Raw genomic sequence first — 12,273 nt, forward strand, 5'->3', positions numbered from 1 at the left:
TGTTAAACTCCTTGCGTAAAACGATAATCAAAAAAATCAAGACAATTACAATAATTGTTGTTACTATTCCTAACCCAATATTCAAAGGTTATATCCCCTTTACATAGGATTTCTATGTATCTATTATAACAGACTTATATTTTTATAGTAACAAAAACTTCCTTTAATAAAAAACAACAATCTTTTAGAAAACAGCCTTTATTAAAAAGCAGATCCATTTGCTTTCTTACTTGCCACAATACGAATTCGTTCATAATCCGCTACCCATATGCCATTTTTAAATAAATCGTGCTGAACCTTGTTTTTTATTTTTTCATAAATAACCACTCTTTCCTTTTCCGTGAATTCTGGAAAAAAGTCATCTGCAAAACCATTCAGCCAATGACTTAACCCTTTTTCTCCATCTGGTAACGGTGTAGGACGATTAAAATGATGTGCATAGGATACCTTAAATCCGTGCCGCTCTAGTAAGGTACTATATTCCCCGATACTTGGAAAGTACCAAGGGTTTCTATTTTCTACATTGATTCCAAAATCTTGATTAAGTACCTCGGTTATTCCTCGAATAATGGTTTGTACATTTCCTTTTCCACCAAATTCCGCAACAAAGCGGCCGCCTTCACGTAATGCCATCTCTATTGACTCAACCACTTTCTCAGCACTTTTCATCCAATGAAGGGCTGCATTCGAAAAAACTGCATCATACTTTTCATTGGTTCTAAGTGTTTCCCCGTTATCAATGATGAACGAGATTTGCGGATATTTTTCACGTGCCTTTGTAATCATTGCCTCGGATGAATCCATTCCCGTCATCAACGCACCAGACTTGGAAATTTCATAGGATAGATCTCCAGTGCCACAGCCAAAATCAAGTATCTTCTCGCCCTTTTGCGGCTGTAGAAGTTCAACTATGCCTTTTCCATAATTGGCTACAAAACCTAACTTATTATCATACATTTCTGCATTCCAAACATTCACAGAACTCATGTAATAACACCCCTTCAATTTTGAAATATTTATATTTTTATCTTAATTCATATAACAACTATTCGTCTAAGATATATAATCTATTATATTAATAGCTTGAAGCTATGGGGGATCGTTTGGAAATAAGACTATTTGAATATGCACTGGAAATATATAAAACAAAGAGTTTTACAAGGGCTGCTTCCAATCTTCATATTGCACAGCCATCATTAAGTAAACAAATTGCCAAATTGGAATCGGAGCTGGGTGTGTTTTTATTTGATCGTAAACCAGGCAGTCCAGTAGAACTCACTCCTGATGGTTTAGTGCTTATTAAACAAGCTGAGAGGATTTTACAAATGCGTGATGATTTAAAACAGGAGATCCTTGAACGAAAGGAAGGCATCAGGGTGGAATTAAAAATTGGCTCAACGGCTTACGGGAGGACATATTTTGCCTCCGCTTCTGAAAAGTTATCAAGTACTGTTTCCAAATGTGCCCATTCGTTTAATAGAAGAATCAACAGATAAGCTTATAGATTTGACAGCTAGAGGATTAGTCGATATTTCGATTTTGTCACTTCCTATTCGAAATCTATGAAAAACGTGGCTAAAAAAGAGAGACTGTGATCATGTCTCTCTTTGATAATCCGGCGAAAGTAATCCCTACTGATTTAAAACAACAGATCCCAGCCATCCAACTAATAAGTAATTTGGAATAACAAGCAAAATGGCCGGCCAAATCATTTTCTTTGTTATAAATTTTGCCGCACCAAGATATAGGAGTGGAAAAATTAAACCCCAAATTAGGAAAAGAGGTGTAGCTGCTAAATAAAGGGACATTGGCAGGATAAGCAGTGAAGAGATAACAAGGAGTTTCGATTTCCTGAAACCTAGGGAAAATATACAGAGAACGAGTGAAGCAATCGTACAAGGCCAAAATAATAACTGCATATTATTCACCTCCATTTTTAAAAAGCAAAAATTTTTGGAAGGTATTAATAAAACATCTCTCTGTTTCAAACAAAAACTTCATCCCCTTTAGTTCCAAGAAAACTCTAACCTATGATAGATGAACTTTCTCAAAGTGTTCCACTGTTGGAAACGGATCATAGAAATGATGTAATAGTCTTTTCCATTCTTGATACTCATTTGATTGCCTGAATCCAACTGTATGGTCTTCTAATGTTTCCCACCTTACCAGCAGTAAATATTTGCCGTTAACTTCCATACAACGCTGTAATTCGTGAGAGATGTAACCTTTCATGGAAGAAATAATTTCCGATGCCTGTCGGAACGCTTCCTCATATTCCGCTTCCATCCCTTGTTTAACCTGAAGTATTGCCGCTTCCAATATCATGATATCTCCTCCAATTTTAAAAAATCACACCAAATGTAAAAACACCAATCATAATTAGCTGAATGATCGCTTTGGCAAACGTTCCACTAAAAAAGGCAATTAAGGTAGCAAACGCCACTTTAATGGATTCTTTGAAAGTTTTCTTTTGCATCATTTCTGCTATTAGTACTAATCCAAATGGCACAATCATGACGCCAAAAGGAGGTATCACAAAGCTTCCAACAATTAATCCAATCGTTGCAGCCCTTGTTCCCCACTTAGATCCTCCAGCTTTATCGACAAAGTGAAGATTCGCTAGATAATCTGCTAAAAATAGAAAAATCGTCAATAACCCTAACATCGTCCAGGTGATCCAAGTAAGCTCATTTGAATTAATTCCAAAATGATATAGCACTACTCCAACCCAAATCAGCAACACTGAAGGGATGATTGGATAAATGAGCCCGACGAAACTAAAGATAAAACACGCTATAATAATAACCCAAAATAAGATGTCCAGAATCTTATTCACCTCTTTTTCCAATTACGACCTATTTTCCGCTGCTTATTACCTATATCAGGTAGCTTACTACATAATTCAGTACACTTACGACATAATTCCTGTCACATACTACCCATTTTTCGATACTTACTACATTTGATGGAAATTAATTGGTATTCAATCGAACTTAAGATGTTTGATTACTCATTTTCCGCTAAACGTTGTATTAAAAATCCTCACCTACTAAAATTAATCCCTTTTTGTGTAAATCTATTGTGAAGGATGACTGGAATAATATTGAAAGTAACTATAAATAATAAACATGGAAATTATTTTAAATAGAAAGGGCTGTATCATCATCAGAAAATTAGCATTTGTTTTCTTGCTTATTTCATTGCTTCCTCTTACTGGATTTCATAGGGCAAATCAGCTGGTTATTACAAATATTGATACTACCATCATTAAAGCAGAAAGGATTCTACGTTACGATATTAAAATCAAAAATACAGGTAACACCCCATTTAAAAGTGAATTTGATTACCCTGGCCAACATAACTACGGGATTGAAGTCGTGATACGACCGAACAAGGAGTTAGCATCAAAAATGGAGTTGGTCGAAGGGAGCCAGTTTATTAAGATGATCCCGTGGGGTTCTGGGAGTACTGGAATCATCGACTCAGGATCTGAAGCTTCATATCACCTTGAATATAAAATTAAAAAAGGTACTAACTTAAAAGAGGTTAAAGAATTGGCTTTTGATTCAGCTCTAATAATATTGGATGGTGTAAATATCGTTAAAGAATTTCCATTAGACAAAGTAAACATGGATTAAGGAGAGGCTGAAGAAAAGAGCCAACAGGCTCTTTTCTTCAGTCAATCCTTTACTAATCCGCCTCTTAATTGATTTACTCCAAATTCTAGATATCCCTTTAAACAAGTTAACATGAAAACCCAGCCTTCTTTATTATCAATCAATTGCGGGATAAACTCATCGTCATTTTCATTAAATCCTTCTTCGTTAATTTCAATTATTGTAGTCGCGTGATCCAGTTCATTCAACGATATCGTCACAATATGCCCTTCACCATTTGCTCCCCAAACGAAGACAATCTTTTTATTTTCTTCGATTTCCATTACTTTTATTTCACCTTGAGCATTGTATTCCTCATACTTCAATGTAATCGTCTTGCCCGCATCCCATCTTTCCGAACTGGACGAGAACCAAAAGTTCCCGATTTTCGAAGGATCTACAAAAGCTTCAAATACATCCTTCGCTGGTTTATTGATTTTCATTTTTGTAAGGTTTTTCATTCACAAAACCATCCTCTATTTTATTTTTGAAAAATTAAGCAGCCAGCCAATACCAAACTGGTCAACTAGGTTTGCGTGTATTGCTCCCCAAAATGTCTCCTGTAGCGGGAAAGTAATCTTTCCAGATTGGCTAAGCGAATCATACACTCTTCTAATTTCATCTTCACTTTCACATTCCAAGCTGATTCGCACGTTATCCCCAACATGAGTATTGCCGAAGGTATCTGAAAAGTGAATGATACTGTTACCAAGATGAAGTTCAGCATGCAAACACTTGCCATCATCGCTTTTTTGAACATTTGTAATTTCCCCGCCGAATAGATTTTGGTAAAACTCCATAACTTCCTCACAATTATCTACAAATATGTATGGACTGGCACTTTTCATCCCTATTCCTCCCGTTTTCAATGTTCCCTCCCTCAATTCTATCATAGAAAGTTTTGGAAAAAAAACTCTTTAAGTGTTCCTTTTTCATCAAAATTAAGGACTTTTCTAAGGGCAATTTAACGAGATTTGTCCTTCATAAGGCCGATGAAGGAATTTTCAGGGGGAATCCAACAAGTTTTGTCCTTCATGGGGTCGATGAAGGACTTTTCTAGGAGAATTTAACGAGTTTTGTCCCTCATAAGGCCAATGAAGGACTTTCTAGATGAATTCCAACAAGATTAGTCCTTCATCAAGCAATGAAGGACTTTCCGGTTCTACACTATAAAGTTTATGCGGTTATTTGTTTAAGAAACAGTAATTTTAGTTGTTTTCGTGCTCTGTAAATTCTAGTTTTAACAGTGCTGGGCTTTATATCGAGGACGCTGGCAATTTCATTCTCCTTTAAACCATGCAAAAGCTTAAGATTAAGCACCGCCTGATACTCAACGGTGAGCGTTCCAATAGCGGCATTTACTTGATCCTGCAAACTTGCTAGTTCCACTTCTTCCTCGACATTTTGCTTCATTTCTTTTCCTAAGCATTCAAGCATTTCCTGTTCCATCAGGATAGCTTTCTTTTTCCGTTCGCTGCGGACATAATCAATCGCCGTTCTAGTCGCAATGACGGATAACCAGGCCCCCATTTTCTTTTCTTCTTCGATTGTGTTCACTTTATTCATCGCTTTTATAAACGTTTCCTGAACGACATCCTCTGCTAGATGCAAATCTCTTGTGATGGAATAGCTTATATGAAAAAGACGTTTATAGTACATTCTATATACCTCTGAAAAATCAATCTCATTCACAATTATCCCCCCCTATCATGCCCTTTCTATTTTGCTCACTCGTCCACCACATTTAACGAAATTTTCACTTTGAACAAATCGCCATCCGTTTCAATCTCAAGTCTACCTTCATGGAGGTCGACGATGGATTGCGCAATCGCTAGTCCTAACCCAGATCCTTCCGTATGGCGCGATGTATCGCCGCGTTTAAACCGTTCAAATAGTTCATCACTATTTTCGTTGAGTTCATATTTTGAAACATTCTTAAAGGTAATCATAGCCTGGCTGTTCTCTTTCGATACCGTAATATAGACCCGTGAGTGTTCTAACGAATATTTAAGGATATTACCAATTAGGTTATCAAAAACCCGCCAAAGCTTCTGTCCATCAACAATGGAGTATATGGGCTTCTCAGGTTTTGCTACCCGAAACTGAAGATTCGATGAGTTTATCGTTTCGTCATATTCCCCAAGCGCTTGTTGTAAAAGTTGAACTAAATCCACTTTTTCTTTTTTCAATTCAATATTTCCGCTTGCCATTTTTGATACTTCAAATAAATCATCAATCAGCACCTTTAGTCGTTTCGACTTTCGGTCAATGATTTCTAAATAGGCAGCCTTCTCATCACCGGATAAATCTTCTGCTTTTAGCAGTTCAGTATACGTAATGATAGAGGTTAGCGGTGTTCTTAGGTCATGGCTAACGTTTGTAATTAACTCAGTTTTTAGCCTTTCACTTTTTGCCTGTTCGTTCAGGGAGGTTTTCACCCCTTGTTTCAAAACATTAATATTGTCCGCAAGTACAGTGAGAACAGAGTTCCCTGTCACTGGCAAGTTCTCTCCAAGTTTGCCCACAGCCATCTCATTCGTTTTTTCAACAATCCGGTTAAAATAACCAATTTTTTTGACTAAAATCATTACCAGAGGAATTCCAATGAACGCAAGTAGGGCTATATTAAACAGGATAAAAATAGGGTGGATCACCAACAAAACAGATGCTAATCCCAGACCAAATACAACCGCCAACAAAATAAACAACTGCGTACCAATGCTTTGATTCAAAAAAGCCTCGGTTAAGTTATTTTTTGATTTTTGAAAAAGCACAAAGATTCTTTTACACGCTTTATTCAATAACGCCTTTTCCCATTGTTTCTTTAGATTTGGCCAATCTTTTAGTTCTGTCTTAATGTATCTCCACTGGATAAATAGTAGTGGTGCTATAAATGTAACTGCCAGCAATCCGACGATCGTCTCCATCCGGTCGTAAGGACTATTGTATACGTAAACAATTTGGCTGCTGATTCCAAAAATAGCAGCAAATACTCCAATAACTGTTATAGTAAAAAATATCGTCCTTACATCAATTGGAATCTTGTAATAATAAGGCTGCCATTTTTCAGAAGCTGCTGGAATAGCCTTGGTTCTCCTTAAAATAAGAATACTTCCAATGAAAGCAACAAGGCCCGCCACGCTATATATCCATAAAAGCATTTGATTCTGCTGATAGTTTTCATATGCACTCATGATAAAATTTGCCGAAGTTAACGATGTGGGTATACCAATTTGTCCTTCAAATACTCCTCCCATTGCAGGGATAAATGAATCCAGTGGCTCACCATTTTCTGGAATAACAAAAGTTGCATCATTACTTGTAACTGTCGTATTTGTTACAAATAACGTATTGTTCTCACTAAAATCCTTTTTGATTGCGTCCTCATCTATATTTTTTAGATTAGTAAAGACTTTACCTGTTTCGACATTTTTAACATAGTACTGAAATGATTTCTTATATCTCAGATATTCCGATCGATAGTTTTCCCTTTTTTTATAGTAATCTTCTAATCGTTTTTCTTTTTCTTTTAGTACTTTCGGCTCTACGTACTCATCGCTTTCAAAGTTCTTGGTGATATCCTCGATCTTTGCGTCCCTTTCAGCCGTATAAGCATCTGCAGCCCCTTGATTACCGGCATTCATTGCTTCTTGAATTCGTTCTTCATATTGTCCTTTTAAATTACTGATTTGATCTGTCTGATTTCCATATCGGTAACGATGCTCAACAATATCATCCTTCGTAACCTTTATTTCCTTCTTTGCTTCTTCAATTGGCATATTGTACAGCTCAAACGAACTTAAATACCCTTTGAATTCATCAAGTTCCATTTGAAATTCAGAAGTCTGGAAATAATCACGATGGAAGAATTGGCTCCCATAGATAAAAAATGAAAGGATTCCGCTCAAGCCAAAAGTAAACAGAAAAGCGGTGAAAATGATAGTAATCCTACTTCTCCATTTTGTAGCCAATCCCCCACACCACCTTCAAATATCTTGGATTTTTTGCGTCTATTTCAATTTTTTCTCGAATCTTCCTAATGTGAACGGCGACTGTATTTTCAGCGTTATAGCCCGGTTCGTTCCAAACCCGTTCATAGATTTCATTGATGGAAAACACCCGGCCGGCATTTGTCATCAGCAGTTCGACAATTTTATATTCGATTGGTGTGAGCTTCACTGGCTCGCCATGGACTGTCATTTCTTTAGCCTCTTGGTCAAGGGTTAGTCCATTTAAGTTAATTACCTTCTTTACACCTTCAAAGGTGCCAAACGTGACATACCTCCTAAGCTGCGATTTTACACGCGCCACAAGTTCCATCGGATTGAACGGTTTTGTAACATAATCATCTGCACCCACCTGAAGCCCTAAGATTTTATCGGTATCCTCACTTTTTGCACTCAAAATAATAATCGGTATGTTTTTCTTCTCGCGAATTTTATATGTAGCGGAAATCCCATCCAGTCTTGGCATCATCACATCTAAGATAATCAAATGAACCTGGTGCTCATTTAATATTTCTAATGCTTCAATACCGTCCTTGGCCTTTAACACGGTAATGCCTTCATTTTTCAAATAAATCTCAATTGCATCTCGGATTTCCATTTCATCATCGACAACCAGCACAAAATATTGCTCCATTTTCACCCAACTTTCTAACTTCTCTATCATTATCTTAATAGTAAACGGAAAATCTTAACATTCATTTAGGATAAATCTTAAAAATTTCTTAAGTTTTATATAAAAAAGAAGATGCCCTTTGGACATCTTCCTATATTAGTAAATTGTTTGCATTCCTTTTCCGGCAATTGTCATCCACTCAAACTGACGCAGTCTAACATCAAACAGTGTTAATGGATCGCGGAACATTTCTGGGTTGGTGTTCATTTTGTTCAGCATTTCTTGGTTTGATTGAATACCCTCACGCGCCTCTTCCGCGGAATCGTTCAACACATGAAGTGGACTCCTGAAAAATAAGGTGATGTCCCGCTCCAGGGATTTTTCAAAAAGCTCAAACGGCTGGAAAAATTGCTTATTAACCGTTGCGATTGCTTCGGAATAATCTTCATTCTCTACAAATGTCTTGTATTTGTTATAAAGCATCGCCTTATTTTGTGAAAGTGCGCCAAATAGTTTCCCGGCGCTTTTTAATAAAAATTGTGCTGGTGTACGTTTGAGGAGAATATTGATGCTTTCAAGTTGGAAACGGCTTGTCATTCGGTCGGTATCACGTCGCCAATCGTCGAGCACTCTAAAATCGCATTCAAGCTTGAGCCGCTCTTCCCCATACATATGATTAAATCCTTCACCCATTTCATTCAAAAATTCCTGGCTTTGCTCAAGTTCCTCTTTGCCATGTTCAATCCATTCCTGCAGCGAACGGTAAAATTTCGGCATAACCGTTTGTTCCAAATAATCTTGAATTCTTCGATTCATTTCATCATTGAGCTCTAAGTGAATTTTACTAAAATTGCTATCTTCTTTTATTAAAGATGAACACTCTTGAAGCATTTTCGGAACACTTTCTGATAAATCTTTTTCAATCGTTTCCTTAATGGCTCGATAAGATTTCGCGATTGTCTGTGTTTTTTGTACTTCAGTATCCTTCAATTGATTTACCGCACCGTTTAACTTCATCAGCATTTCTTCGTTCCATCGTACTGATTCAACGAGCTGATTTTCCACATCAATCCGTTTTTGCAGCAGGCTGGCAATCGTGGTGCGAATAAAATAAAGCAGCTTTGCCAGACGCTTATCCTCTATGTTTCTTGTATTCTTAACACTATGAATAAATTCTTTTAGCTCCTTTTGCTGTGCACCTTCGTATTGCGATGAAAAAGCAAACACTCTTGCATCAGGCAAATAGGAATGAATCAATGACATTGTTTCCTCATAAATGCGAAGAGCTTCCCGCTCACCAACAATCGTATCCATTTTGCTCAATAGAAAATGAACCGGTAAATCTGGTGCTAAATCCTGGATTTGCTTAATAGCCGTCTGTTCTTTTTCAGTAAACGGTGCATTTGCATCAAGGACAAATAGAACGGAATCGGCAACATGCAAGTTTTTCAACACTTCATAGCGATCATAATGAGGGGTTCCCTTCAATCCAGGGGTGTCGATAAAAGCAACCTTATTTTCCTGTAAAAAGCCGTTCGGCTGTTTAAATTCAATAATGGATTCCAGTGCATTGCGGCGGCGATCCATGCGTTCTTGAAAATCAGAAAACTCGGGTAAACTGATCATCTCTCTATCCGTTATTTCTGTGATTTCTAAAGAAGGAGCATGTTTAAACATCACCATGGACGAAGTTGGGCTATCTTGTAAATCCTCTCCTAAAACCGTATTCACAAACGTTGATTTTCCCGTTCCGCTTAATCCGGTAATAAAAAGATGCTACGTGTCAAAATCAACTAATTGCTGAACAAACCATTTGATACGATTGTTCTCACCCATATCATGTGCTTGTGCCCAACTCATGATTGAATCAAGCAGGAAAAGGCACTCATTAAGTTCATCCATATCTGTTTCCGTCAAGCTGATTAATTTTTCCGCTTCACTCACAATTGACATACTGATGCTCGCCGGAAATAACTCATTCCAAGAAAGTACGGCAGCTGATGATAACACCACATTTGATTCATCCGCCAGCCTAAACCAATTGGTTAATAAGTCAGGAATAAAATCTTGCAGCACTTTAATAAAGTATCTTCCTTCAATTAAACTAAAATAATGTTCCTTATGAAGTCTTGAAAGCTCTGACCAATTTTCTTCCCGATTTAGTTCAAGGTTTAATAACAGATGGTTGATTTCACTTAACCATGTAAAATAGGATTCTTCATTTTGGTAGCTATCCCACAAAGACGAAACGAGCTCCTCAAACTTTCTTTTATCAAGCGTAAATAAAAGGACTAACGCCTGGGAGAAATAGCTTGGCGCATGGTGTTTTGTTACACCTTTTTTTATATACGTGTTTAGGATGTGGAACCATTCCAATGAATTCGTACGCTTTGCTTCAGTTACCGCCAATTCAACGGCATTATCCCAATCCTGCTGTTCTTCAAAAAAATTGCGGGCGATTTCGGTGACATTCGGATAATCAGGGTTAGCGATGATTGTCTTTTTAATCGTTGCAACGGCTGCGTCTACCTTCCCCCGCTCAATATATAGCGAAAATAACTGTAAGGCTACTTCAGTAGTTAATGTAGGATCATCGGATGCGATCGCACAATATATATCTTCAGCTGTGGATAAAAGCCCAAGCTCATAATAGGCATCAGCGGTATTTTTCTTTGCCCACGGTTCGAGTTCATTAATGATATTTTCCCATTTAAATATGGCGGTTTCAAAATCTTTATGATGAAAATAGACTTCACCCTGTGCAAAGCGAATAGACGATAAATCAGGAAGGTCCTGTTTTGCCTCCTGCTGAAACACTTCACCAAGGACTCGAATCGGATGCATATCTTCATGCTCATTTATGAACATTTTATAATATGTCTTTTGTATTAATTGCTTCTCTACCGTCATTTTCTTTCCCTCCAATTGCAACCACTCTATGTCATTCATATGGAAAATAGTCATAATTATTCCATATACTGTTCGTCATATGTACGGATTTTAAGTCCCAATTATATCGATTCTAACAGATGAATTTTTTAAAAAGATGTCAATTTTGTTTCAATTTGAAGACAAACGATACAAGACATCTCCTTTATTTACTTATACAATAAATAATAAGACTAAAGACCCTAAAGGAGATTATAGACCTTGGAAAAGGATCAAGCTATTTACTTAGCAAATCAGATTGAAAGCTCAAAGCCTGCCATGTATGAGATTAGGAAACTAGAAACGGTTGGTGGCACCCTACCGAAGTTTCATCAATGGACGAACAGCAAGAAAACGTTAGCCGCTTATGAAGTCACGCGGCCGGAAAGTGATACGGGCTATTACTTTTTATTCATTGATTGGCATCGTAATGAGAATTATTATTTAGTTATCTATGCACATGATCGGTCAACAACCTGCGCGGAAATCCGGCAAATTCAAGAGCTTGACGATGGGCCTCATCTTGTATGGGCATACAAACCGTTTAAACGTGATGGAAAAAATGATCAACGAAAGGCCTATTTTAAGCAAATGTTTGGCTCGACTACGGTTCACATTAAACTGCCATCGTCACCCAGTGAAGTGGAGAAATTTTTCACACAACTATTTAAGCTATGTCAAAATAGAGTTAGAGCGGACAAAATAGTGGAGGTATTTGATTTTGAAAATTGATTTCTTTAGTGGGAAAGATGGAAAAGATGACATTTAATCGTTTCGTAATTTTTATATTTCAAAAAGTTCACGTAGACCTTTTCTACGTGCCCCTCTCTCATGTTTTTCTCCAAAAAGGTCACGTAGAACCTCTCTACGTGACCTCTCTCATATCTTTTCTTCAAAAAAGTCACGTAGAACCTCTCTACGTGACCTCTCTCTTGCTTTTTCTCCAAAATGGTCACGTAGAACCTCTCTACGTGACCTCTCCCATGCTTTTTCTCCAAAATAGTCACGTAGAACCTCTCTACGTGACCTCTCCCATGCTTTTTCTTCAAAACGGTCACGTAGAACCGTT

At 37.3% G+C, this 12,273-nt stretch carries 16 protein-coding genes; 4 read left to right on the forward strand and 12 right to left on the reverse strand.

The window, feature by feature from the left end; translation table 11 throughout:
• Positions 1 to 201 precede the first annotated feature (201 nt).
• Positions 202 to 987: a class I SAM-dependent methyltransferase gene (locus BABA_RS16845; protein ID WP_007086420.1), complete on the reverse strand. Its 786-nt coding sequence runs from the start codon at positions 985 to 987 to the stop codon at positions 202 to 204.
• 116 nt (positions 988 to 1,103) lie between these two features.
• Between BABA_RS16845 and BABA_RS16850 the strand changes: the two genes are divergently transcribed.
• Complete coding sequence (locus BABA_RS16850) at positions 1,104 to 1,496, forward strand: LysR family transcriptional regulator (RefSeq protein WP_007086421.1); 393 nt, start codon at positions 1,104 to 1,106, stop codon at positions 1,494 to 1,496.
• Positions 1,462 to 1,566 (forward strand): hypothetical protein, encoded by a 105-nt coding sequence (locus BABA_RS28520; protein ID WP_420806000.1) that lies wholly within the window; start codon positions 1,462 to 1,464, stop codon positions 1,564 to 1,566. The genes BABA_RS16850 and BABA_RS28520 overlap by 35 nt, the downstream gene beginning before the upstream one ends.
• A 65-nt stretch (positions 1,567 to 1,631) precedes the next feature.
• Here BABA_RS28520 and BABA_RS16855 read toward each other — a convergent pair whose 3' ends face one another.
• The 3 genes from BABA_RS16855 to BABA_RS16865 form a co-directional block, all read right to left on the reverse strand.
• On the reverse strand, positions 1,632 to 1,919 hold the full coding sequence (locus tag BABA_RS16855; protein WP_007086422.1) for a hypothetical protein: 288 nt from the start codon (positions 1,917 to 1,919) through the stop codon (positions 1,632 to 1,634).
• Positions 1,920 to 2,028: 109 nt separating this feature from the next.
• Complete coding sequence (locus BABA_RS16860; RefSeq protein WP_007086423.1) at positions 2,029 to 2,325, reverse strand: antibiotic biosynthesis monooxygenase family protein; 297 nt, start codon at positions 2,323 to 2,325, stop codon at positions 2,029 to 2,031.
• Positions 2,326 to 2,341: 16 nt separating this feature from the next.
• Positions 2,342 to 2,836 (reverse strand): DUF456 domain-containing protein, encoded by a 495-nt coding sequence (locus tag BABA_RS16865; protein ID WP_157273216.1) that lies wholly within the window; start codon positions 2,834 to 2,836, stop codon positions 2,342 to 2,344.
• 292 nt (positions 2,837 to 3,128) lie between these two features.
• Here BABA_RS16865 and BABA_RS16870 point away from each other — a divergent pair, with 292 nt between their 5' ends.
• Entirely contained in the window at positions 3,129 to 3,638 is a 510-nt protein-coding gene (locus tag BABA_RS16870) for a hypothetical protein (protein WP_007086425.1), read from the forward strand.
• 41 nt (positions 3,639 to 3,679) lie between these two features.
• Here BABA_RS16870 and BABA_RS27380 read toward each other — a convergent pair whose 3' ends face one another.
• The 7 genes from BABA_RS27380 to BABA_RS28150 all read right to left on the reverse strand — a co-directional run bounded on the left by BABA_RS27380 (position 3,680) and on the right by BABA_RS28150 (position 11,186).
• On the reverse strand, positions 3,680 to 4,117 hold the full coding sequence (locus BABA_RS27380) for an SRPBCC family protein (protein WP_007086426.1): 438 nt from the start codon (positions 4,115 to 4,117) through the stop codon (positions 3,680 to 3,682).
• A 15-nt stretch (positions 4,118 to 4,132) separates the two neighbouring features.
• A complete protein-coding gene (locus BABA_RS27385; RefSeq protein ID WP_007086427.1) occupies positions 4,133 to 4,504 on the reverse strand; it encodes a VOC family protein in 372 nt (123 codons plus the stop codon).
• 328 nt (positions 4,505 to 4,832) lie between these two features.
• Entirely contained in the window at positions 4,833 to 5,348 is a 516-nt protein-coding gene (locus BABA_RS16885) for an RNA polymerase sigma factor (RefSeq protein ID WP_007086428.1), read from the reverse strand.
• Positions 5,349 to 5,383: 35 nt separating this feature from the next.
• Complete coding sequence (locus tag BABA_RS16890; RefSeq protein ID WP_007086429.1) at positions 5,384 to 7,627, reverse strand: sensor histidine kinase; 2,244 nt, start codon at positions 7,625 to 7,627, stop codon at positions 5,384 to 5,386.
• Positions 7,605 to 8,297 (reverse strand): response regulator transcription factor, encoded by a 693-nt coding sequence (locus tag BABA_RS16895; RefSeq protein ID WP_007086430.1) that lies wholly within the window; start codon positions 8,295 to 8,297, stop codon positions 7,605 to 7,607. Before BABA_RS16895 ends, BABA_RS16890 begins: the two co-directional genes overlap by 23 nt.
• A gap of 135 nt (positions 8,298 to 8,432) precedes the next feature.
• Positions 8,433 to 10,043 carry a dynamin family protein gene (locus tag BABA_RS28145; RefSeq protein WP_268870164.1) on the reverse strand — a complete coding sequence of 537 codons (1,611 nt, stop codon included), beginning with the start codon at positions 10,041 to 10,043 and terminating at the stop codon, positions 8,433 to 8,435.
• Between the two features lie 9 nt (positions 10,044 to 10,052).
• A complete protein-coding gene (locus BABA_RS28150) occupies positions 10,053 to 11,186 on the reverse strand; it encodes a tetratricopeptide repeat protein (protein ID WP_235749725.1) in 1,134 nt (377 codons plus the stop codon).
• Between the two features lie 240 nt (positions 11,187 to 11,426).
• Here BABA_RS28150 and BABA_RS16905 point away from each other — a divergent pair, with 240 nt between their 5' ends.
• Positions 11,427 to 11,936: a hypothetical protein gene (locus tag BABA_RS16905; RefSeq protein ID WP_007086431.1), complete on the forward strand. Its 510-nt coding sequence runs from the start codon at positions 11,427 to 11,429 to the stop codon at positions 11,934 to 11,936.
• Positions 11,937 to 11,941: 5 nt separating this feature from the next.
• On the opposite strand, the gene BABA_RS27390 is transcribed toward BABA_RS16905, so the two are convergent.
• Positions 11,942 to 12,262, reverse strand: a complete 321-nt coding sequence (locus tag BABA_RS27390; protein ID WP_157273217.1) for a hypothetical protein — start codon at positions 12,260 to 12,262, stop codon at positions 11,942 to 11,944.
• Positions 12,263 to 12,273: the final 11 nt, after the last annotated feature.

It is taken from the genome of Neobacillus bataviensis LMG 21833, from assembly GCF_000307875.1.
Classification (GTDB): domain Bacteria; phylum Bacillota; class Bacilli; order Bacillales; family Cytobacillaceae; genus Neobacillus; species Neobacillus bataviensis.